This window comes from Kribbella aluminosa (assembly GCF_017876295.1).
GTDB lineage: Bacteria > Actinomycetota > Actinomycetes > Propionibacteriales > Kribbellaceae > Kribbella > Kribbella aluminosa.
This window is the reverse complement of sequence record NZ_JAGINT010000002.1, coordinates 722,312-744,690: the sequence shown is the minus strand read 5'-3', so window position 1 is coordinate 744,690 and position 22,379 is coordinate 722,312. Positions and strand designations below refer to the sequence as shown.

18 protein-coding genes are annotated in these 22,379 nt (G+C 69.3%); 8 read left to right on the top strand and 10 right to left on the bottom strand.

The window, feature by feature from the left end; translation table 11 throughout:
- Position 1 precedes the first annotated feature (1 nt).
- From JOF29_RS24930 to JOF29_RS24920, 3 genes are read right to left on the bottom strand one after another with little or no spacing between them, the layout of a single operon-like run.
- Positions 2-658 carry an alpha/beta fold hydrolase gene (locus JOF29_RS24930; RefSeq protein ID WP_209696883.1) on the bottom strand — a complete coding sequence of 219 codons (657 nt, stop codon included), beginning with the start codon at positions 656-658 and terminating at the stop codon, positions 2-4.
- Positions 655-1,461 carry a chromosomal replication initiator protein DnaA gene (locus JOF29_RS24925; RefSeq protein WP_209696882.1) on the bottom strand — a complete coding sequence of 269 codons (807 nt, stop codon included), beginning with the start codon at positions 1,459-1,461 and terminating at the stop codon, positions 655-657. The genes JOF29_RS24930 and JOF29_RS24925 overlap by 4 nt, the downstream gene beginning before the upstream one ends.
- Positions 1,462-1,495: 34 nt before the next feature.
- Positions 1,496-2,347 carry a DUF3152 domain-containing protein gene (locus JOF29_RS24920; protein ID WP_307863660.1) on the bottom strand — a complete coding sequence of 284 codons (852 nt, stop codon included), beginning with the start codon at positions 2,345-2,347 and terminating at the stop codon, positions 1,496-1,498.
- A 153-nt stretch (positions 2,348-2,500) separates the two neighbouring features.
- Here JOF29_RS24920 and JOF29_RS24915 point away from each other — a divergent pair, with 153 nt between their 5' ends.
- Both JOF29_RS24915 and JOF29_RS24910 read left to right on the top strand, forming a co-directional pair.
- Positions 2,501-3,379: a HipA family kinase gene (locus tag JOF29_RS24915; RefSeq protein ID WP_307863659.1), complete on the top strand. Its 879-nt coding sequence runs from the start codon at positions 2,501-2,503 to the stop codon at positions 3,377-3,379.
- Positions 3,380-3,390: 11 nt separating this feature from the next.
- Complete coding sequence (locus JOF29_RS24910) at positions 3,391-4,248, top strand: DUF3037 domain-containing protein (RefSeq protein WP_209696880.1); 858 nt, start codon at positions 3,391-3,393, stop codon at positions 4,246-4,248.
- A gap of 109 nt (positions 4,249-4,357) precedes the next feature.
- Here the strand turns inward: JOF29_RS24910 and JOF29_RS24905 are convergent, their stop codons facing one another.
- Entirely contained in the window at positions 4,358-5,551 is a 1,194-nt protein-coding gene (locus JOF29_RS24905) for an ATP-binding protein (protein WP_209696879.1), read from the bottom strand.
- A 150-nt stretch (positions 5,552-5,701) separates the two neighbouring features.
- On the opposite strand from JOF29_RS24905, the gene JOF29_RS24900 reads away from it, so the two are divergent.
- Positions 5,702-6,715, top strand: coding sequence for a GTP pyrophosphokinase (locus tag JOF29_RS24900; RefSeq protein WP_209696878.1), 1,014 nt, complete (start codon positions 5,702-5,704; stop codon positions 6,713-6,715).
- On the opposite strand, the gene JOF29_RS24895 is transcribed toward JOF29_RS24900, so the two are convergent.
- The 4 genes from JOF29_RS24895 to JOF29_RS24880 form a co-directional block, all read right to left on the bottom strand.
- Positions 6,712-7,260: a dihydrofolate reductase family protein gene (locus JOF29_RS24895; RefSeq protein ID WP_209696877.1), complete on the bottom strand. Its 549-nt coding sequence runs from the start codon at positions 7,258-7,260 to the stop codon at positions 6,712-6,714. The two genes, JOF29_RS24900 and JOF29_RS24895, sit on opposite strands and share 4 nt — an antisense overlap.
- Position 7,261: 1 nt before the next feature.
- Positions 7,262-7,468: a hypothetical protein gene (locus tag JOF29_RS24890; RefSeq protein ID WP_209696876.1), complete on the bottom strand. Its 207-nt coding sequence runs from the start codon at positions 7,466-7,468 to the stop codon at positions 7,262-7,264.
- Positions 7,469-7,592: 124 nt separating this feature from the next.
- Positions 7,593-9,290 carry a protease-associated domain-containing protein gene (locus tag JOF29_RS24885; RefSeq protein ID WP_209696875.1) on the bottom strand — a complete coding sequence of 566 codons (1,698 nt, stop codon included), beginning with the start codon at positions 9,288-9,290 and terminating at the stop codon, positions 7,593-7,595.
- Entirely contained in the window at positions 9,211-11,514 is a 2,304-nt protein-coding gene (locus JOF29_RS24880; RefSeq protein ID WP_209696874.1) for a S8 family peptidase, read from the bottom strand. The genes JOF29_RS24885 and JOF29_RS24880 overlap by 80 nt, the downstream gene beginning before the upstream one ends.
- Before the next feature lie 116 nt (positions 11,515-11,630).
- On the opposite strand from JOF29_RS24880, the gene JOF29_RS24875 reads away from it, so the two are divergent.
- The 5 genes from JOF29_RS24875 (at position 11,631) to JOF29_RS43515 (ending at position 18,103) form a co-directional block, all read left to right on the top strand.
- Positions 11,631-12,578, top strand: coding sequence for a helix-turn-helix domain-containing protein (locus JOF29_RS24875; protein ID WP_209696873.1), 948 nt, complete (start codon positions 11,631-11,633; stop codon positions 12,576-12,578).
- A 124-nt stretch (positions 12,579-12,702) separates the two neighbouring features.
- The gene (locus JOF29_RS24870; RefSeq protein ID WP_209696872.1) at positions 12,703-14,463 is read left to right on the top strand and encodes an ABC transporter transmembrane domain-containing protein; all 1,761 of its coding nucleotides are present in this window, start codon (positions 12,703-12,705) and stop codon (positions 14,461-14,463) included.
- Positions 14,460-16,238: an ABC transporter ATP-binding protein gene (locus JOF29_RS24865; RefSeq protein WP_209696871.1), complete on the top strand. Its 1,779-nt coding sequence runs from the start codon at positions 14,460-14,462 to the stop codon at positions 16,236-16,238. The genes JOF29_RS24870 and JOF29_RS24865 overlap by 4 nt, the downstream gene beginning before the upstream one ends.
- Before the next feature lie 84 nt (positions 16,239-16,322).
- Entirely contained in the window at positions 16,323-17,150 is an 828-nt protein-coding gene (locus JOF29_RS43520) for a hypothetical protein (RefSeq protein WP_245359431.1), read from the top strand.
- Positions 17,151-17,194: 44 nt separating this feature from the next.
- Positions 17,195-18,103 (top strand): alpha/beta hydrolase family protein, encoded by a 909-nt coding sequence (locus JOF29_RS43515; protein ID WP_307863990.1) that lies wholly within the window; start codon positions 17,195-17,197, stop codon positions 18,101-18,103.
- Here JOF29_RS43515 and JOF29_RS24855 read toward each other — a convergent pair.
- Positions 18,075-18,980 carry a S66 peptidase family protein gene (locus tag JOF29_RS24855; RefSeq protein ID WP_209696870.1) on the bottom strand — a complete coding sequence of 302 codons (906 nt, stop codon included), beginning with the start codon at positions 18,978-18,980 and terminating at the stop codon, positions 18,075-18,077. The two genes, JOF29_RS43515 and JOF29_RS24855, sit on opposite strands and share 29 nt — an antisense overlap.
- 10 nt (positions 18,981-18,990) lie before the next feature.
- On the bottom strand, positions 18,991-22,317 hold the full coding sequence (locus JOF29_RS24850) for a phosphodiester glycosidase family protein (protein ID WP_307863658.1): 3,327 nt from the start codon (positions 22,315-22,317) through the stop codon (positions 18,991-18,993).
- Positions 22,318-22,379 lie beyond the last annotated feature (62 nt).

Genomic DNA, 22,379 nt, shown 5'->3' with positions numbered 1-22,379 from the left:
ACTAGGTTTCGGGAAGGGCGGCTGCTCGTTCTATGAGAGCGGCGAGCTCCGGGCCGTTGGTCACGACCGGCATGTGGGAGCCGGTGTCCAGCGTGCGGGCCTCGCCGTGGCTGAGCTCGGCGAGCCGTTCGACCCACTCCGTCGTACACACCAGGTCGTACCTGCCGCGGACGAGGACCACGGGCGCCCGGACCTGGGACATGACCGCTGCCAGATCGTGGTGCCGCGACGCCTCGCCGGCCCGGGCGATCGACGGCAGCGTCGTCCGGGCGTACTGCGGGCTGATCCGAACCAGCTTCGGTGCGTCCGGGATGGCCGATCCGACGAGCCGGACGGCCCGGTCGACCCAGCTCGACATCCGCACGTCGCCGGTCGGCGCGACGAGGACGAGAGCGTGGACGAGCTCCGGGTAGCGGACCGCGGTCTCGACGACGATCTGGCAGCTGGCCGAGTGGCCTACGAGGACCGCCCGCGCGCGGATCTTGTCCGCCAGCGCGACCGCGAGCGCACGCGGGTGCAGGTCCTCACGGGCACCCGCGGGTTCGCCGTACCCGGGAAGACTGACCACGTGGTACTGCGCGGTCAGGTGTTCGACTGTCCGTGCGTACGACTCGGGGCCGAGGCCCAGACCGGGTACGAGGACGACTGGTGCGCTCATTCCCAGGGAGCCTTGGCCGGAGGCGCCTTGACGACCGGGTTCGGTACGTCGGGGCGCAGCTCGCGGTACCCGAGGAAGAGTCCGGCAGCCAGGAACAGCAGACCGAACCCACCCCAGCCGTACGCCGTGGGCAGCCGGTGGACCGCACCGTCGTTGCCCCCGAGGCCGGTGGACAGCACGATGACCAGCCAGACCAGGATCGGGATCGCGGACACCGCCACGAGCAGCAGGCCGACCAGCTCAGGCGGCTTCGGGCTGGTGCCGGCCTTCCGGCGGGCCAGGAGGTCGCGGACCCACATCACGAGTGCGGCGGCTCCGACGACCACGAGCAGCAGTTGGCCGATCGCGTCCAGTACGTCGGTGCGGAGCGGGTGGTTGAGCGGAGAGCCCGGCGCCTGCGAAATCTCGCGGAGCGCTACCCGTTGGACGGTCAGGACGAGCAGGCCGTAGATCGTGGCGATGAACGCCGCCAGCCCGAGCACGCGGGAGACCCGTGGATCGCGTGCCTGGGCCCGCCCGTACGTCGGGAGCTCGTGCGGCTGCGGGTCGGCCGGAGGGCCGTACGGTGCGCCGGGGCGGTAGGCCGGGGGCTGGACGTACGACGGGTTGGTCTCGGGCGGTGGCTGTGTCCCGTACGGCTGAGGCGGCGCATAAGGGAACTGCTCCTCCGGCACCGGATGACCAGGTCCGTACGAGCCGCCGCCGTACGGCGTGGGCGGAGCGTAGTGGTGGTCCTCACCGGGCGGCTGCTGCTTGTCGGGCTCGTTGTCCCGGCCGTACGTCGGGAAGTCCTGTGACGACATCGGCTGCTCCCTCCCGTCCGTCGTACCCAGTCTCTCAGGTCGCCTTGACCGTCGGCCAGGCGTTCGGCAGGCAGCCGGCCAGGCCCTTGGTCTGCTGCATCATCACCGGTGCGGGGGTCTTCGGGGTGGTGCACGTCGAGTGCCCGTGGCCGAGTGCGTGGCCAACCTCGTGGTTCACCAGGTAGCTGCGGTACACCTCGACGTTGCCGTCGTACGCCGGGATCGCATAGATCCACCGCTTCGCGTTCAGTACGACGCGGTCCTCGACCCGGCAGGAGACCTCGCCGCCGGTGTCGAGTGGGAGGCACAGCTTGTCGGTCAGCGACGGCGTCGCGAGGATGATGCGCAGGTCGGCGTCCGGCTTGTCGGTGCGCTCGAAGCTCACCGGGTGCAGCGCCTGCCAGCCACGCGGATCCGTCAGCGTCTGGTGGATCGCAGTGGCCACCGCGGCGCCGTTGACCGTGACGCCCTGCTCGATCTCTACGCGATACGTGAGCTTGTCCCGCACACCGTTCGCCTTGCTGATCCCGGGCACCACGGCGAGCTTCCCGCTCGACACGGACACGTTCGGCTTCGAGCTCTTCGGCTTACGCGTCAACGTCGGCGCCGGCCGCGACGGCGTGGTGAACTTCTGCGTCGGCGTGGGGACCGGTTCGGGAGTGACCGAGACCGCCGGGGCTTCCTCGGCGACCTCGTTGACTCCCGCAACCGCCTGCGCCGCAAGGCTGTTGCGGTGAGCCACCTCCGGATTCGCCACGACCACCGTCGCCACCACCGCAAGCGCCGTGACCACCAGCCACTGCCCCTTGTGCGACTTCCGTCGACTGTGCCGGCCCCCACGCCCCGGAGACATATCCGCCTGCTGGCCGCGCCGCCGGGTGGTCACGCCAAGACCCTACCCAGCAAATCCGTCGTTCCAAAAGTGCGGCCAGGTGAAGGGCTGAGCGCTGCACGTAGTGCTTGGCAGGGCTGAAGTCGCTCTGCCACATCGAACGCCGAATGAACTTCGTATCTGTCAGACAGAGGTCTACGCTCCACGTTGATCCGGCCGGCCATTCCGGAGCGGGTCCGACCCCCTAAAGCGACGTCGAACAGGGAGCATGCGTGGCGACCGACAAGGGCGCGTGGTCCGGCGAGGCGTTTACGCGCGCACTCAAGGGGTTCTACCCGTGGTCCAGCCCAAGAATCGGCACAGCTCATTCTCGCGACAGCATCGACTGGGGCGAAACCGGTTCTTGCGGTCACCACTCGAGGCCGGCGCTATTGGACGAAGTGGCCTGGCAATCCGCACGGGAACCTGTCATTGGTGCACGAGTTGGTCGTCGGGCGACTCGGAACGCGTATCGCCGCACCTGTGCGGCCAACCGCACTAGTCGAGGTCGACGAGGCGCTGGTCTGCGACCAGCACGTAGATGGTTCACGGCTACCGGCTGGCGTCTACTTCGGGTCAGAGCTACTCCCTGATGTTGAGGAGCACACGGAGATCACACGGGTTGGCCGAGATGGCAATGCGACCCGCTTCGCCTTCTACCTCGCGCTCTGGGATCTGTGCCTCGGCAGCGACTTGCAACTCCTCTACCACCTGGCCGAGCATGACCAGGTCTGGTCGATTGACCATGGCCTGTGGTTCGACAGCCTGGAAGGCGACTGGACGCCGAGTCACTTGGCGGGGCGCGCCGACCAACCGTGGCCGTGGCCGCAGAACATCGACGCTGCAGCACTCAACACTGAGGCGCTCCGAACGGCGGCGAACCTCGTGGAAGGTCTGTCGTGCGCCAACCTGGGTGAGGTCATGGGCCAAGTGCCGCTAGAGTGGGGAGTTGCGGACGAGGCACTGCATACACTAGCCAAGTTCGTTCATGGACGCCGGGCCCTGGTAGCTCAGAGGCTTCGGGATGCAGTTGGAGATCGCCCGTGAAAGGGGGCCACGTGCGCTACGACTACTGGGTCATACGTTACGTGCCCGACGCGATTCGCGGCGAGTTCGTCAATATCGCCGTCATCGCCGGACGGAACGAAGACTGGTCATTTCGCCGGGTCGGTAATCTCGGGCGCGCTTCCCGACTGGGTGGATCTGCGGCCATGACCCACGCGTTCATGAGGCGGATCGAAGAGGCCATCAGCGTTCGTCTCTCGGCGGTCGAGTCTTTGGTGCCTTCTGACCTCATGCCATTGCGCAAGGGGGATGTCGAGGACCTTCGCGTCCGGATGAACAACATTGTTCAGCTTTCAGAGGCCCGACCGGTCCTGGCGAACTCGGCCGAAGAGGCGGCGAACCTCGCCTACGATCTGATGATCGTCGACACCGACACCGAGGTGGGTCACCGCTCTCGAGTCAAGGTCGTGAACAGGTTGCGGCACGCATTCGAAGTGCGCCCCGAGCTTGTGCAACACCTCGCCAAGTCCGGGATCGCTGCCGTCGGATCACAGGACACAAGCATAGATTTCGCGGTGACGAACCGGCATGTCCATCAGATGTCGCAGGTCTGGGCATTCGACGTGAAGGACACGCGGCGTCTGCAGACAAACATCCAGGCTTGGAACTACCTCCTGGGGCTGCTCCGGGCAGACGGCGGCCGTCTCGTAGCAAGACGCGGCCAGTCCGGAGTGCAGATTCCGAAGTCTGTCGAAATCAACGCGGTGTTCACTCCTCCGGACACATCCGCAGGGGAGGAGCAGTTCGAGGTCGCGAAGGATGGCTGGCGACGTCTCGGCGTCCAGGTCATTTCGTCGTCGGACTCGGAAGCCATCGTCGACGAGGCCGAGCGCCTGCTGCAAGCAACGTAGGCGGCTTCGTCGCCCACCGGCTCCCCTCACCGCAGTCGTCCGAGCCACGGGCACAAGCCCAACGGTCGAACTGGCGCTGGGTGCTCCGCCTCCCGCACCACCACAGTTCTTAAGCCGTTCGGGTGCGGAGGAATTTTCCGAAGTGGGGGACGGTGAAGGCGACGGTGCCGCGTTCGGCGGAGAAGACGAGGCCTTTCTTGATCAGGCCGTCGCGGGCCGGGGAGAGGGACTGGGGTTTGCGGTTGAGGGTGGAGGCGACCTCGGAGGTGGGGACCGAGCCGTCGTCGACGCCGATGCCCAGCTCGGCCATGGCGCGCATGTACTCGCGTTCGGCGGGGGTGGCGCGTTCGTAGCGGGAGCCGAAGAAGCCGACGGTCAGCTCGGCCGAGGCCTCGGGGGCGGCGACGGCGACGTCCTTGATCGTGATCGGGGAGGTCGGGGCGTGGTCCCAGGTGGAGTGCGCGAACGCCTGGACGAAGTACGGGTAACCGTCGGTCTGCGCGTACAGCTCGTCGAGGGCCTCCTCGTCGTACTGCACGCCCTCGCTCTCCGCCGGGAGCATCAGCGCGCGGTCGCACGCGTCCCGGGCCAGGCGGTCGACGCGGATGTAGCGGAAGAGGCGCTCGGAGTACGACTTGCTGGCGGACAGTACGGCGGGCAGGTGCGGGAGGCCGGCGCCGACGACGACCAGCGCGGCGCTCTGCTGCGAGATCTCGTGGCAGGCGGCGCACAGCGCGGACAGGTCGTCGGTGCTGATGTCCTGCATCTCGTCGATGAACAACCCGACCCCGACGGTCAGGTCGCCGGCCAGGTCCGCGGCGTCGGTGAACAGCTCGATCAGGTCCATCTCCAGGTCACCGGAGTCCGCCCGGCCCTTCGCCGCGGCCACGTCGACCGGCGGGTGCCAGCGGATCCCCTTCCGGTCGTTGGCCGCCGTACGCAGGGCAAAGGCCTTCAGTACGGCGCTGAACTGGTCGACCTTCTCGTCGTCGCGGTGCCGGTGGCCGAGCTCGCGCATCGCGGTGTGCAGCGCCTGCGCGATCGGCAGCCGGATGCTCTGGTCCGGGCGGGCCTCGATCTTCCCGGTACCCCAGGCGCGCTTGATCGCCTGCGAACGGAGCGTGTTGAGCAGCACCGTCTTGCCCACGCCCCGGAGTCCGCTGAGCACCAGGCTCCGCTCCGGCCTGCCTGCGGCGACCCGTTCGAGCACCACCTCGAACTGCCGCACCTCGGTGTCGCGTCCGGCCAGCTCAGGCGGCCGCTGACCGGCGCCGGGCGCATAGGGATTCCGGATCGGATCCATGCTTTCACTGTATGAGGCCGTCTAGCGATTTCCGTAGATTGACCGATCAACGACCAGAGCGTGTCGCTCGGACTGTCTACGACTTTCTAGTGAAATGACTAGATTCCGATAGACACCACGATTCTCGCTGGGACCACTAGGGTTCCGGCCATGGTGGAGTGGGCTCCGCAGGCAGGGGCGTTGTACGAGCGGGTACATCAGCAGTACGTCGGCGGTGCGCGCAAGCTCGAGGCGCTGATCAACGAGCTGATCGGCGAAGAGGAAGGCATCAACTACCTGAGCGCGACGGCCCGGGCGAAGGACCCGGAGTCGTTCCTCGTGAAGGCGTCGAAGCCGCGTCCGGACGATCCCGGCCGGCCGAAGTACGACGACCCGCTGAACCAGATCACCGACCTGGTCGCGGCTCGGGTGATCACGTTCCTGGTGGAGGCGGTGGACCGGGTCTGCGAGGTGATCGAGGAAGAGTTCGAGATCGTCGAGCACACCGACATGGGCGCGCACACCCGGGCGCAGGGCGTCTTCGGGTACGCCAGCAAGCACTACCTGGTCCGGCTGAACGAGCACCGCCGCGAACTGCCGGAGTACGCCGTACTGAAGAACCTGGTGATGGAGATCCAGGTGCGTACGGCGGTTCAGCACGCGTGGGCCGAGTTCGAGCACGACATCCGGTACAAGCTGGACATCCCGCCGGAGCGCAAGCCCGAGTTCGACCGGAGGTTCCTGCTGGCGGCGGCGCTGATGGAGCTGGCCGACAACGAGTTCACCGAGATCGACCGGCTGTACCGCGAGCTGGCCGCGACCGCGTCGGACAAGGCCCCGGTCGACCTCACGACCGCCACGCTTACGACGTACCTGAACCGCCGCTACCCGGACGCGCCGCACGCGAAGACCACGCACTACTCCTGGATCCTCGGCGTCCTGCACCGCCTGGGTGTCACGACCGAAGAGCAACTCACGGATCTGCTCGGAGGCATCGACAGCGCGGCCGTACAGGCAGCCATGACCCACCGCGCCCCAGCCGGCACCGTACGCCGCCTCGACGACGACCTCCTCGCCGCCAAGGGTCCCGCCTACCTGGACCTGTTCCCGGAGGAAGAGCGCCGCCAGAAGATCCTCCGCGGCCGCCTCAAAGCCCTGACCCGCGCCGGGCTGATCGAGAGCTAGCGGGTGTACTCCAGCTTGACCACGTTCCCGTCGAAGGTCCGCGCACCCGTCAGCGTCAGGCCCTGCCGTGCCGGCAAGCCCTCGAGGATCGACGGTCCGTGTCCTAGCGCCACCGGGTGCACGTAGATCTGGTACGCGTCCACCAGGTCCCGCTCGGCCAGCGCGGTCATGAGCTGCGGGCTGCCGATCACGTAGAGGTCGCCGTCAGCGGTCCTGCGGTACTCCTCCAACACGGCGAGGTCGCGGACCACGGTCGTGTTCCAGCCCGCCGACTCCAGCGTCCGGGAGAACACCAGCTTCGGCATTGCCGTCCAGACCTTGCCGTACTCCACCAGGAACGGGGCGCCTTCGGCGGTCGGCCAGTACGCCGCCATGCCGTCGTACGTGTTCCGCCCGTACACGAACATCCCCGCGGTCCGATGGACGTCGACGAAGTGCGCGTGTAGCTCGTCCTTCACCTGCAGCCAGTCGAGCGCGCCGCCTTCCGCAGCCACTCGGCCGTCCAGCGACGCCTGCACCGACACCACGATCTTGTTCTCTGTCATGTCACCTGGTCGGAGCCGCACCGGGATCTTTGACAAGCGCGTCCGCGGTCAGGACGGTGCCGGCGACAGCGACGCCCAGGGACGCGAGGTAGGCCGCAAGCAGGTGCAGTGTGGCCGTGGTTGTGCTCAGTTGGGACAAGATCAGCCCCGAGACGGTCAGCATGGTCCCGGCGACCACCAGCGGTACGCGCGGACCGCGGTGGCCCACCAGCCACCCGGAGGACGGCGAGCACCAGCAGCCGCCGCCCGCGACTCAACGCCTCCACCGATCTCCCATCAGCCGCCCCTGCCCTCGTCGAGGCTGCAACGTGGCAAGACGCCGGCAGGAGGTCTCAGCGAACGCCGAAGGCGTCGACGATGGTCTGCGACACCGTGTTTCCGTTCTGGTCGACCGCGTCCACCCGGAGCGAGACGGTCTTCGTTCCACGCGGCGGAAGCAGCAGACCCTGGTACGCACTGCCGAAGCTCACGCCCGCGACCGGCCGCCAGCTCTTGCCACCGTCATAGCTCGCGCTGACCTTGACCGACTTGAACGTCGCGGTCTGCGGCTTCGCGGTGCGTTCGTAGTACGGCTTGAGCTGCAGCGGAACCACACCGTGCCCGACCTTGTTCGTCGAGTCCGTCGGCGCCGAGTACCGCAGGTAGAGGAGTTGCTGCGGTGCACAGGCCAGCTTCGCGGCCGGTTCCGCCCAGGCCTGGTAGCAGGTCGTGTTGCCGGTGTCCGGCGTACCGACGTGCTGCGACCCGAAGGTCCACTCCGAGTGCACCTTTGCGCTGTACTTGTAGAGGTCGTAGCCGGCCATCGCCGCCGACGTCAGATCGGTGTCGAGGATCAGCTTGTACCGTCCCTCGGCGGCGGGCAGTGTGAATGCCGGGAAGGCACCGTGGTACGTCGTGCCGGGGATCTCCCGATCGCCGGCGTACAGCTTGGCCTGTGCCCCGATCACGCCGAACGACGGCACCACGAGCGGGTCCGGATTCGCGTACTGCGGCACGACGACCAGCCGGTCGCCGTCCCGGCACGCACTGCAGAATCCCATGTGGGTGAGGTTCGTCGCGGACGGCGGGACATCGGACGGGCCGATACTGCGCGGGGCACCGAGCCATCGCTCGTCCGGCATCCGGCCGGGCCGCAGGATGGTCCGGCGTTCCTCGACCGAGATCAGGTTCGCGTCGACGCCCGCGGACCGGATCCACTGCGCACCCGGTGTGATCGGACCGAACAGCTCCTCCCTGGTCTGCGGGTACTTGTTCAGGTAGTTCGGCCAAGTGAACAAGGTGTGCGCCGCGTCCGCGGCCCGGCGCTGGCCGACGTCCTCCTTGCCGCCGTACACACCGAGCTGCCACTCCGGGGTGTAACTGGTACGGATCCGGGCCATGTCGCGGTCGTGTACCCGGAGCGCCAGCGACTGCGGGTAGTTGTCCAGCGTCTCGGACACGTGGCGAACCACCGGCGAGTCCGGCACACCGACCAGCGTGACGGTGACACGGCCCTTCGCCAGGAGGGCCCGCAGCTTGGCTCCTTCGGTGCTGTCGACACCCGCGACCGGCAGGGCATCGGTTTCGAGCCGGCCCGGGTAGAGCTCGCACGAGCCGGACTCCTGGAGTACGCCGATCGCCCCGGCCGCCTTCAGTTTCGCGACATCGTCGCCCGACAGCACGCACTCGGTGCCGCCGTGCCCCCAGGTGAAGGACATCAGGACGAGCTTGCCGCGGACCTTGGCCAGTTCCTCCGGCTCCACCGACCACCCGACGTCGACCAGCGGCAGCTTCTTCCAGGTTCCGTCGAGGTGCGGACCGGCCGCGTTGAACGGATAACTCGGCAGCAGGGCGAGGCCGCGTCCGTTGGCGGAGTCGACCGTGAGCCGCAGTTGCGGCTGACCTCGGGTGGACTCGAGGTTGACGGTGTACTTCCCGTCGGTGACCGGCTTGTTCGGGGCGGCGAGAAAGTCACCGTCGCCGAACCAGGTGAAGTTCTCCACCAGGACCAGGCCGTTGCTGCCGTCCGCGCTGTCGCGCCGCTCGGTCAACCCACCGGAGATCGGATGGCTGGGCGTGTCCGTGGTCACGCTGAGCGGAACGGCGTCCCTGTCGTCGAAGTTGAGCTGGGGCCGGCCCCGCCACGGTGACATCGGGCTCGGAGAACACCACCCGCTCGGCGCGCTGGGATGGATGGAGCCGGTCGTGCCCGACGCGGATCCACCAGCGGCCCGGCGGCAGGTCGAGCGTGATCGAGGCGGTCATCCGGTCCGGCGACATCGCGGCATAGGTGTCGATCCTCGGCACCGTCGAGTCCTCCACGTCGAACGCGGACACGTCCGCACCGGAGTACATCGGCGCCGACGACTTCACGGTCACCTGGACCGGGAAGGTCTGGCGGGACTTCCGCAGTGCGACTGCCGTACGCACCTGCACGCCGTCCGCGGTCGCCACGACCGCTCCTGAGGAGAATCCGGCCGCGAGCTCCGCGGCATGCACCGTGACGTCCACGGTCGCGGTCCCATGCGCCGGTACGACGACCTGACCGGGCACGGACACCGCGGCACTCGTATCGGTGCCAGTGGTAGTGCGGAGCGAGCCAGTCAGGCTCAGCGTCACGTCCGACGCGCTGTCGTTGCGATAGGTGACCGGCCGGACCACATCGCCCTGCTCGGTGTCCAGAATGCGGCCGTAGTCGACGCCCGTGGTCACACCGACCACCTGTTGGGTGACAGCGCGAGCCACATCGACGCGGCCGGCGCCCTGCTGAAAGACGGAGTAGTGGTCGTCCTTACTTGTGCTCATCAGTGCGGCCTTGAGCTGGAGGCCCGACCAGTCCGGATGTTCCTGGGCCAGGATCGCGGCGGCACCAGCGACATGCGGCGTCGCCATCGACGTACCGGATGCAGAGGTGTAGTGGTCGTCGACCGGACTACCCATCGACGTACCGGCGGCCCGGGCGGCGACGATGTCCGATCCGGGACCCGCGATGTCCGGTTTGCTCACCCGGTCCGGGTACAGCAGCGGTCCACGGCTGGAGTAGTAGGCCAGCTGGTCACTCTTGTCGACGGACGCCACGGTCAGGGCGTCCTTCGCGACACCAGGGCTGCCGACGGTGGAGGCGCCGTACTGGCCGTTGTTTCCGGCGGCGATGACGAACAGGGCGCCGGTGGACTCGGTCAACCGGTTCACGGCGAGTGAACCGGGGTCCTGCGACTCGTCACCGTAGGGGTCGCCGCCGAGACTGAGGTTGATCACCTTCGCACCCTGTGCGGCCGCCCACTCCATTCCGGCGATCACGTCGGACTCCTCACCGGTCCCGGTATGGTCGAGCACCTTGCCGACCAGCAGGTCCACGTCGGGCGCGACACCCTTGTACCTGCCTCCCGACGCGGCACCGGATCCGGTGATGATCGAGGCGACGTGGGTGCCGTGGCCGAAGCCGTCGGTGATGTCGGCATCCCGAGTGAAGTTCTTCGACTCGGTCACCCGGCCCTTGAGGTCGGGGTGGTTCGGGTCGATGCCGGTGTCCAGCACCGCGACCTTCACCCCCTTGCCGGTATACCCGGCGGCCCAGGCCTGCGGCGCGCCGATCATGGGGACGCTCTGGTCCAGCGTGGCCTTCACCTTCCGGTCGAGCCACACCTTCGCGATGCCCTGCCCGAAGGCCCTGGCGGCGGCCTTGCCCGGCGTGGGCGCCGTACCGCCGGTGATCGAGGCCCAGAACGCACCGGCTTGCGACTTCGGTACGTCGGCCGCCGTGGCGTGCAAACTGTCGAGCTGCACGGTCGGCGTGACCCCGGGGACCGCGTCGGCTTGGTGGCGTACCTTCGCGGCCGGGACCGCGGAGGTCATCTGGGTGATCAACGGCAACTGCTTGGTCGCGTTGTCGGCGTAGCCGTTGGCGACCAGGTAGTTGAGGTCGAACAGGGTCTGGTCGAGCACTCCGGACGCGATCAGCGGTCCAGCGTCCTCGGGGACGGCCACCCGGTGACCGTTGAGTTCACTCAGCCGGATCACGGGGCGGTAGCCGTTCGGGCGCACGGCCGGCTGCATCGACACCTGGGTGCCGTCCGGATCGGGGGTCAGGGTGATCTTGTCGCCGGTCACCAGGGTGACGGTGGTCGGGGCGGTGACCTGCGGCAGACCGGGGTCGGCGGTGCTCCGGGAAGCCGACGCAGCCCGCTGCGGGGACGCAGCCGCGGCGTCGGCCGCGGACAGCAAACCGGCGACCAGCATGGTTCCGAGCAGGACAGACAGAGCTGGGCGGGACATGGCGGCTCCTGAGGCACAGGCGGATACCTGGAGCGTCACCGAGCCTCGTCAGGGCTGTAAAGGTATCCGGAGGACCGGACTAGGCCATTGACTGAGATCGGCCATAGCCTGTGCGAGTGCTGGAAGGCCTGGGGATCGACGCCACGCAAGAGCGGCTCTACGAGCACGTACTGACGCATCCCGGCCAGACGGCGGACGAGCTGGTCCACGCCGATCCGGACGTACCCGTCAGCGATACCCTCGCCGCTCTGTTGGCCAAACACTTCCTCCGCGTCACCGACGGGCGGTACACGGCGGTGCCACCGGAGCTCGCGCTGCAGGGGATGCTCGACACGCGTCAGCTGGAGCTGGATCGGGCAGCGGCCAGAGTGCAGGAGCTGGAGCGGTTGCACCGGGCCACCCCGGATCCGCTCCGGCAGGCACCGGTGGAGGTTGTCCCGGGAGACCAGGCGCCTGCCTACGGGCTCGCCCTGCACAGTGCCACCCGCTCCGAGATCCGCGCCTTCGAGACACCGCCGTACGGCAAGCGACTGGTACCGGCGGACACCAAACCGGTCACGGCAGCCATCCAGCGCGGTGTCCGACACCGGATCGTCTACAGCCGGGCCGCCGTGGACGAGCAGGGACTGGACATGCTGCGTGAGACGCTGACCGTCGGCGAGCAGGCTCGGGTGGTCGGCGACGTACCGGTCCGGCTCGCGATCTACGACGACAAGGTGGCGACCATGCCGGCGGTCACTGGACGCCCGGTGACCGAAGGGCTGCTGGTCATCCGGCCTAGCTCGCTGCTGGACAGCCTGATCGCACTCTTCGAGCGAGTGTGGGCGAGCGCTCCACCACTGACCCTGGACACCGCACCGCGCAGCGACCAACTGGACCCCGACGACGACCGCACATTGATCGCTCTGCTCGCCGCGGGGATGGGCGACCAGGCCATCGCCCGCCAGCTGGGCATCAGCCTGCGGACGGTCGGCAGGCGAGTCCAACGAGTACAGACCACGCTGAACGCAGCGACCCGGTTCCAGGCCGGGCTGGCCGTCGGACTGAGCCGCTCGGACAACTGAGGCGAGCCCGGTGACCACTGGCTGAAAAGGGTTTGACGGGTTGTCGGCGGGGGCGCCTAGGCTTGATCCATTCGCCTGGTCAGGCCCCTTTTTTCAATCCCTCTATGCCTCATTGCGAGACGTCATGTCGTTGCGCCTCATTCCGTTCGCCGATCCGGGTGTGCCCGATACCCGGTCCGGCCTCCGACTCATTCTCTGGCTGGAGCACCAGCAGCTCCGCGGGCAGCTGCTCGCGGTGTTCTGGGGCCTGGTGTACTTCGGCGGGATCGCCGCCGCTCCGGTCGCGGTCGGGCTCGCCGTGCAGGCGGCCATCGACCTGTCCTGGTCCAAGCTGATCCTGTCCGGCGTGCTGCTGCTCGCCTTCGGCGCGGCCAAGGCCGGCGCCGACTCGTTCTTCCACCGGGCCGTCGTGACTAACTGGATCAGTACCGCGGCCCGCCTCCAGCAACTCCTGTTCCGCAAGGCCGCGGAGCTCGGCTCGCTGCTCACCCGGCGGATCGCGGCCGGCGAGGTCGTGCAGGTGAGCAGCGGCGACGTCGAGAAGATCGGCTGGTTCGTCGAGGTGCTCGGCCGGTTCGTGGCCGCGCTGCTGACCTGCTTCGCCGTCGTCATCGGCCTGCTGCTGTACGAACCCCGGCTCGGGCTGGTGGTCGCCGTCGCCGTCCCGGTGCTGGCGTTCTCGATCATCCCGCTGATGGGTCCCGCGGAGCGCCGCGCGGACGAGCAGCGGGCCAAGGGCGGCCGGGCCACCGAGCTCGCCGCCGACACCGTCGCCGGGCTGCGGGTGCTGCGCGGCATCGGCGGTGAGCAGCTGTTCCTGGAGCGGTACCGCGCCGCCTCGCAGGAGTACCGCACGAGCGCGGTGCGCAGCGCCCGGATGTGGTCGCTGATCGCCGCGCTCCAGGTGCTGTTCTTCGGGCTGTTCCTGGTGATCGTGGTGTGGATGGGCGTCGGGCTGGTGACGTCCGGTCACATCTCGGTCGGCGAGCTGGTCACGACGTACGGCTTCATCACGTTCATGCTGGTGCCGCTGCACACGTTCGAGGAGACCGCGAGCGCGTTCATCTTCTCGAAGGTGTCGGCCCGGCGGGCGGCGCGGGTGCTGTCGCTGCAGCGGACCGACGAGACCAAGGCCACAGCCGAGGCGCAACTGCCGGCGGGCGACCTGCTCGACCCGGTCACCGGGCTGCACGTCCCGGCCGGGAGCTTCACCGCGGTGGTCAGCGGCGACCCGGACACCGGCGGTCTGCTGGCCGACCGGCTGGGCGGCCACAGCCCGACGGCTACCGACGAGGCCTCCGTGCTGCTCGACGGTGTCGCGCTGGACGACCTCCCGCTCGACTCGGCGCGCACTGTCGTGCTGGTGCAGGACAAGGACCCGGTGCTGTTGTCGGGGACGGTGCGCGACCTGTTCGACGTACCGGCCAGCGGCGTGGTCTCTGCGGAGACGGCGCTGGACGCGGCACAGTGCGAGGACATCCTCGATGTGCTGCGGCAGTCGCTGCCGGCCGGTGAGTCCGACGCGATGAACGCGTTCCTGACCGAGCGGGGCAGGTCCCTGTCCGGCGGTCAGCGGCAGCGGGTGGCGCTGGCGAGGTCGCTGTACGTCGACCCGCAGGTGCTGGTGCTCGACGAGCCGACCAGTGCGGTCGACGCGCACACCGAGGCCCGGATCGCGGATGGCCTGCAACTGCTGCGCCGCGGCCGGACCACAGTGGTGTTCTCGTCGAGCCCGCTGATGCTGGACCGCGCGGAGCGGGTGGTGTTCGTGCCGGACGGCCAGGTGGCCGCTGTCGGTACGCATCACGAGCTGCTGCACACCAACCCGCAGTACCGCGCGGTTGTGACCCGTGAAGAAGAAGCAACGTTCGAGGAGTCGGTGTGAAGCGCCCGCTGTACGACCCGGCAGCCCCGCAGGAAGTAGTGCGGCTCCCGGTGGCGCAGGGCACAACCGTCCGCGCCTACATCAAGTCGCTGTTCCGCAGGCACCGGCGGCAGTTCCTGTGGCTGACTGTGGTGAACGCGGTCGCGGCGCTCAGCGGCATGGTCGGACCGTGGCTGCTCGGCAACGTGGTGCAGAAGCTGTCCGAGGGCCGCACCGACGTGCAGCTGCCGTCCGTCGTGATCGGGTTCGTGATCGCGCTCGCGGTGCAGACCGTGTTCACCCGGATCACCCGCCTGCGCGGTGCGGTGCTCGGTGAGGAGATGCTCGCGGACCTCCGTGAGGACTTCCTGGTCCGCGCGGTCGGCCTGCCGCCGGGCGTGCTGGAGCGGGCCGGTACGGGTGACCTGCTGTCCCGGATCACCACCGACATCGACCGGCTGTCGCACGCGATGCGGGACGCCGTACCGCAGCTGACGATCGCGATCATCTGGGCGTCGCTGCTGATCGGAGCGCTGATCGTGACCGCGCCGGCGCTGGCCGTGGCGATCGTGATCGCGGCGCCGATCCTGATCATCGGCGGCCGGTGGTACTTCCGCCGTGCGCCATCGGCGTACCGGTCGGAGGCGGCCGGGTACGCCGCGGTCGCCTCGGCGCTGGCCGAGACGGTCGACGCCGGCCGCACCGTCGAGTCGCACCGGCTCGGTCACCGGCGCATCCAGTCCGGTGACACCCGGATCGGTCAGTGGGTCGCCTGGGAGCGGTACACGCTGTACCTGCGGATGATCCTGTTCCCGATCATCAACATGACCCACACGATCGCACTGGCCGCAGTGCTGGTCATCGGTGGCGGGTTCGCGATCCAGGGCTGGCTGACGGTCGGTGCGCTGACCACGGGTGCGCTCTACATCCAGCAGCTGGTCGAGCCGGTCAACATGATGATCCGCTGGTACGACGAGCTGCAGGTGGCGCAGGTGTCCCTGGCGCGGCTGGTCGGGGTCCGTGAGGTGGAGACGGCTGTCACCACCAGCGAGGACGAGCCGAACGGGCGGACCGTGCTGGCGGACGACGTACGGTTCGGGTACCTGGAGGGTCGCGACGTGCTGCACGGCGTGACGCTGACCGTCGAGCCAGGTGCCCGGGTGGCGCTGGTCGGGCCGTCCGGTGCGGGCAAGTCGACACTGGGCCGGTTGCTGGCCGGCATCTACTCGCCACGGGTCGGCGACATCACCCTGGGTGGTGCGGCGCTGGACCGGATGTCTGCGGAGCAGGTGCGCAGTCACGTCGCCCTGGTCAACCAGGAGCACCACGTGTTCGTGGGCAGCGTGCGGGACAACCTGCGGCTGGCTCGGCAGGGCGCGTCCGACGCGGACCTGTGGGCAGCGCTGCGGTCGGTGGACGCCGACGGCTGGGTTGCCGGGTTCGACGACGGGCTGGACACCGAGGTGGGGTCCGGTGGTGTCTCGCTGACGCCGGCACAGGCGCAGCAGGTCGCACTGGCCCGGCTGGTGCTGGCTGACCCGCACACGCTGGTCCTGGACGAGGCGACCTCGTTGATGGACCCGCGGGCGGCCCGGCACCTGGAGCGGTCGCTGGCGACCGTACTGGAAGGCCGGACCGTGGTCGCGATCGCGCACCGGCTGCACACCGCCCACGACGCCGACGTGATCGCCGTCGTCGAGGACGGCAAGATCGTCGAGCTGGGCGCCCACGACGAACTGGTGGACGCCCAGGGTCCGTACGCCGCGCTCTGGCACTCCTGGCACGGAGACCGCTAAAGCCGCTTACGTCCGAAGAATCGTGGTCCAGAGCCCTCAGATCTTCGGACGTAAGCGACCTGGGGTGGGTGGGAGGATGTGCGCGTGCTGCTGACGACGCTGTTCTCTCTGCCCACCACCCTGGCCCTCGACATCGACGACGCGGGCCGGATGCTGGTGCTGTACGACGGCACCGGCACCCGCCAGGTCAACGAGGTCACCGCGGACGGGACCTGGCGCGCACTGACCGATCTGGGCGACACCTGCCGCGGCGCCCGGTTCGTCCCGGGCAGCAGCCAGGTCGTCGTCGAGCACGACACCGGCGGCGACGAGCGCGGTCAACTCTCGCTGCTCGATCTCGCCGGCTCGGGTCTCCCGGCGCTGACCCCGCTGGTGCACGACGCGGAGTACATCCACCATCTGGTCGCCGCCCGCGCCGGCCGGATCCTCTACACCACGAACCGTCGCAACAGTGTCGACTTCGACCTGATCACCCGCGACCTGGCGAGCGGCACCGAGACCGTGCTGTACGACGCCGGCGGCTGGGTGATGGGCGTGGACCCGTCCCCGGACGACAAGTGGGTCGTCCTGTCGAAGGCCAGCAGCCCTGCGAACTCGATCCAGCTGCTGCTGGTCGACACGTCGAGCCGGTCGGTCACCGAGCTCACGCCCGCGGACGCGCACAACGACCAGGGGCCCCGGTCGCCTGGCTGCCCGACTCGTCCGCGTTCCTGGTGTCGACCGACGTCGACCGCGATCGCAAGGCGGTCCGCCGGTACGACGTGGCCGACGCGGCGTGGAGCGACGTACTGGTGGACGACGCGCGGGACCTCGCCGCCTGGCCGTCGCCGGACGGCGTACACCAGCTGGTCGGCGTACTCGAGGACGGCGAGGTCGCGCTGGCCCTGCACCGGCTCGAGGACGGCGCGCTGATCGCGCCGGTCGGACTGCCCGCGGGCGGCTGCGCGGCGCTGACGATGATGACGCCGGACCCGATCTGGTCGGCGGACGGCTCGTTCGCGGCGATCACCTACAACTCCCCGGTCACCCCGCCGACCGTGTACCGGTACGTGCCGAACGGTGAGCTGACGGCGATCGCCCAGGTCGAGGTCCCGGCCGAGCTGCAGCATCCGGAGAGCCTGCGGGTGCCGTCGTTCGACGGCGAGCAGGTCCCGGTCTTCGTCTTCCGGCCGACCGCTCCGAAGCTGGGCTCCACGGTTGTCCACGTGCACGGCGGGCCGGAGGGTGCCGCGATGCGGATCTGGAGCCCGATCATCTCGTCGCTGGCCGGCGAGGGACACACGGTCGTCGTACCGAACGTCCGCGGCTCGGCCGGCTACGGCAAGCGCTGGTACTCGCTGGACGACCGTCAGCTGCGGCTGGACTCGGTGAAGGACCTGGCCGCGATCAACGCGTGGCTGCCGACGATCGACGGCGACCCGAAGCGGGCCGTGCTCTGGGGCGGCTCGTACGGCGGGTACATGGTGCTGGCCGGCGTCGCGTTCCAGCCGGACCTGTGGGCGGCCGGGGTGGACATCGTCGGGATCGCTTCGCTGGTGACGTTCCTGGAGAACACGTCGGACTACCGCCGCGCGATGCGGGAGCGCGAGTACGGGTACCTCGCCACCGACCGGGAGTTCCTGGAGTCCGCGAGCCCGCTCAGCCGGGTCGACGACATCCGGGCGCCGCTGTTCGTCATCCACGGCGCGAACGACCCGCGAGTGCCGCTGTCGGAGGCCGAGCAGATCACGGAGGCGCTGACCAACCGCGGCGTACCGTGCCAGCTGCTCGTTTATCCGGACGAAGGCCACGGCCTCGCCAAGCTGGCGAACCGCCTGGACGCGTACCCGCAGGCGTTCAGCTTCCTCCGAGACCACCTGGCGTAAGGGTCCCGGCGGTCGCGTCGAGCCGTACCGGGAGCCCGAGCGGTACGGCGAGGTTCAACGGCTCGTGCCCGATCGCCGCACCCTCCACCATCGGTACGCCGAGCGGCTCGAGCCGCTCCCGGATGGTGTCGTCGAGCCCGTCCCCGCCCTGGCTGAAGTCACCGATCACCAGCCCGGTCACCTGGTCGAACCACCCGGCGCGCAGCAGCTGCGTGAGCAGCCGGTCCGCCTGGTAGGCCTCTTCGTTGATCTCCTCGAGTACGACGACCCCTGCCGGCGGCGCGTACGTCGGCGTACCGACACTGGACGCCAGCATCGCCAGGTTGCCACCACGCAGCAGGCCCTCCGCGACACCGTCAACAAGAGTGCGAGCACCCAGCAGGAGGTCCGTGACGGTCTCCGGCTCGAACAGCAACGCCCGCAGGCGCTCCCGCCCCTCTTCTACGGCCAACTGCTCTACAGCCGCGGCCATCGGCCCGTGCAGCGTCACCAGACCACGTGCGTTCAGCGGCTCGTGCAGCGCGGTGATGTCGCTGAACCCGACGAACCACTTCGGTACGGCGACCAGCTCGTCGAAGTCGACGTACTCCAGCATCCGCTGCACGCCGTACCCACCCCGCGCACAGAGCACCGCGGCGTACTGCGGGTCCAGCCACGCGTGCCGCAGGTCCTCGGCCCGTGCCTTGTCGTCGGCGGCCAGGTACTTGAACCGCTCGTGCCCGGCCAGCACCGACGGCATCACGTCCACCTCGAGCCCCCAGGACCGGACGTACTCCACCCCGCGCGCCAGCCGCCCAGCATCCACGCGCCCCGACGGCGCCACCACAGCAACCCGGTCACCTTCCTGCAGCCGCTGCGGCAGCACCACGTCGTTCATTCCGCTGACGTTACCAATCGACCTGGATGGTCGAGCTCTTGGAGACGCCGTTCACGGTTACGCCCAGTTGGGCGCTCCCCGGGCGTAGGGCGCTCAGCTGGCCGGTGGACGGGTCGTACGCGGCGACAGCCCAGAACGGGGCGCTCTTGACCGGGCCGATGTACATCGTGGCCGAGCCCCACCAGTCGGCCGAGACCGGGAACGAGACCGGGACGCGGCGGTTGTCCTGGATGACGGTCGCGGCGGCCGTGGCGGTCTGGTTGCGGCGCATGGTGGTCGGGGCGGCCAGCTCGAGCGCGTCGACGTGCGGGCGCAGTTCTACCTGGAACCAGGGCTGCCCGGCCGACTTCGAGATCCCCACCAATGCCCAGCCGGTGAAGCCGCCGGCGTCCGGTGCGGCTGCGGGGCTCTTGCCCGAGTTGCCGGTCAGCGGGAGCAGTACGCCGTCGGTGCGGGTGGCTGCGAAGGTCCCCGCGTGCCCCGCCATGTACGCGGCGCCCTTGCCCGTGGCCTTGCGGAAGTCGGCGAGCCACCGGACGATCATCGCGGCTTCCTTCCGGTCACCGAGCTGCGAGTTCTGCGTCGGCGAGGGGTCGTCGATCGGGTGGTGAGCCATCACCACGACGTTCCGGATCGAGCGATCCTGGGCAGCCGAGCCGAGCTGCTTGCGCAGGTCGGCGATCTGGTCGAACCCGCCGGCCCGCAGCGAGCCGAGCGACGAGTCCCGCAGCACGAACCGGGTGCCCTTGTGGTCGAACGTGCTGGTCGGACTGCCGAAGACCTTCTTCCACTCGGACAGGTCGCCCGGGCCGTACGTCTCGTGGTTGCCCGGCACGTAGTGCACCGGCACCTTGCCGGCCACCTCCTCGTCGATGATCTGCTTGGCGAGCGCGATGTCCGGCCCGAACGCCCGGTCGACGAAGTCGCCGTTGATCACCAGGAAGTCGGGCTTCTGGGCGAGCGCCTCGCGGATCGTCCGCCGGGCCTGCTTCACGTAGTCCGAGTTCGGGTCGTCGGCGGTGAACTGCGCGTCCGACATCACCGCGAACCGCCAGCGGCCGCTCGTGGTCACGGTCCCGTCGGTGACCACCATCGGATCGATCACCTTGGCCGGCGGATCCATGGTCACCGGCGGCGCGCTGCGCACGGTCAGGTCGTCGATCACGATCCGGCCCGAGTACTGCCGGGTCGGCGAGGTCTCCACGACATAGATCCGCCAGAACCGCAGCGGGTAGGTCAGACCCGGCGGGATGTCCGCCTCGACGTACTTCCAGCCGGTCCAGTCGACCGCCGCGGCCAGGTTGAGGCTCTGCGCCGTACCGCCCGCGGCGTCGTACGCGTTCGCCCGCAGCCAGGCGCCCTTGCCGTCGCCGTACACCCACACGCCGAGCTTCTGCGGCTGGCCGGGAAGCGTCTGCTGCGGGGTTTGCGAGAGGTACGCCGCGCGCGTGGCCGTGCTGCCGGTCAGCGAGTAGTCGAGCGCGATCGCCTGCCCGCCGTCATGTCCCTCGGCGGCGGACCGGGACGCGGTCGCGGCGCCGGCCGGTACGGCGTTCGCCGCCCACTTGGTGACGTCGTCCATGCCGTCCACCACGGTGCTCGCCAGACCGGCCGTGACGCTGAGCTGCGTGCTCAGGGTGCCGACCGTCGCGGTCACCACGGTCGACACAGCATCGTTGCCCAGGGCATTGACTTCGAACCCGTTGCCTTTCGCAACCACCTGCACCTTGGCGGTGTCGTAGCTGAGCTTGACGTCGCGCGGCTCGACCCAGGTGGAGAACCCGTCGGCGTCGTACCCGTCGACCTCGAAGAAGCCCTTGGCGTTCGAGTCCGCGAGCGACACCTGGCAGGTGCTCGGCGCCAGGCGGGTCGGTGTGCCGAGGACGGTCATCGGGAACCTTCCGTTCGCCGTACCGCGGGCGGCGGTGACGATCACGTCACCCGCGCGGCGGCCGGTCACGACGCCTTGCTGGTCGACGCGGACGTTGCTGCCGGCGTACCAGGACGGCGTACCGATGGCGGGAGCGTACGTCTCGTCGTACCCGGTGGCCTTGAGGACCCGGCTGAGGCCGGTGAGGACGCGAGAACTCCGGGAGATGTCGGCGTCGGGACCCTCGGCGGAGGTGCCGACCGACTCGACGCGGAAGCCCTTCAGCGCGCCGCTGCCCTTCACCGGGAGGAGGCCGAGGCCGTTCGGGATGAGTCGCTCGTTGCCGTCGGACGGGTTGTTGACGACGTCCGGCGCGGCCTTGCCCGGCGTCCGGGCGAGCATCGTCGAGGAGCCGCCGCCGTCCAGGTTGAGCGCTTCGTCAGCACCGAGGCTGATCATCAGCTGACCCATTTCCTTCAGCGACAGGCCGCGCGAACCGGTCGCCCGGCCGTCGACCGTCAGCAGGATCATCCGGCCGCCCGCGGCGTCGAACCCGACCGCGGTCCGCGGCGCCAGGTCGGCGTCCGGTACGTCGGCCGGCACCTTGCCGTCCTTCGCGAGCTGGTAGTTGCCGCTGACCGCGGCCGCGACGTCGGCGGCGTCCGGGCGCAGGCCGTACGCGACGTCGACCTTGTCACCGACCTGCAGTGCGGTCAGCGCCTCCGCACCGGCCTCGCGACCGATCAGCGCCTGCTCGTTCGCCGCCAGCGGGGTGGTGGCCGGAGTGGTGGCGGACGAGACGACCACACCGTCGCGAAGGATCACCTCGCGGACGGTCGGCAGGCCGTCCACGGTCCGGGTTCGGGCGGCATCGCCCCACTCCGGGGTGTAAAGGCCGATCCCGCCGGCGTTCACCGCCGGCGAGTTCAGGTTGGTCAGCTCGAGCTTGGTCGGCCCGTCGGTCGCGGTGCCCTGCAGGAACAGCTGGGCGATCCTGCCGAGCCCGTCCTTGCCGATCACCGCGGTGTCGTTGTGCCCGGCGGCCGGCGCGTTCACCAGCTTGCCGGACTCGACCCCGACGCCGAGCGGCGCGTTCGTGTCGTTGATGTCGAAGAAGTCGCCGTTCACGCCTGCGATCGCGCCCTTGCTCGCCAACTGCCGGCTGAGTGGCTGCCCGCCGGAGACCTTCCCGGTGTTCACCAGGTCGACGGTCACGCCGTGCTTGCTCAGGTCGGTGTCGAGGATGTCGCCGCGCTGCCAGCCCTTCGGGTCGAGCCGTTCGAACGACGTGTAGTTCACCCCGGGCGCGACCGGGCTGTCGGACCGCGACGTCAGTACGCCGTTCTCGGCGATCGCGGCGTCCGGGATCGCCGCGGCACCGGGCCGGGCGACGGCGGGACTGACCAGCACGCCGGCCAACAGGCCACCAACGCCGATCGCTGTGGTCAAGGGACGGATGAGCGACACAGGAGCCTCCCCACGGTGGACGGACGCGGTCATCCGACGCCGCGCGCGCTACCGCCTCATGA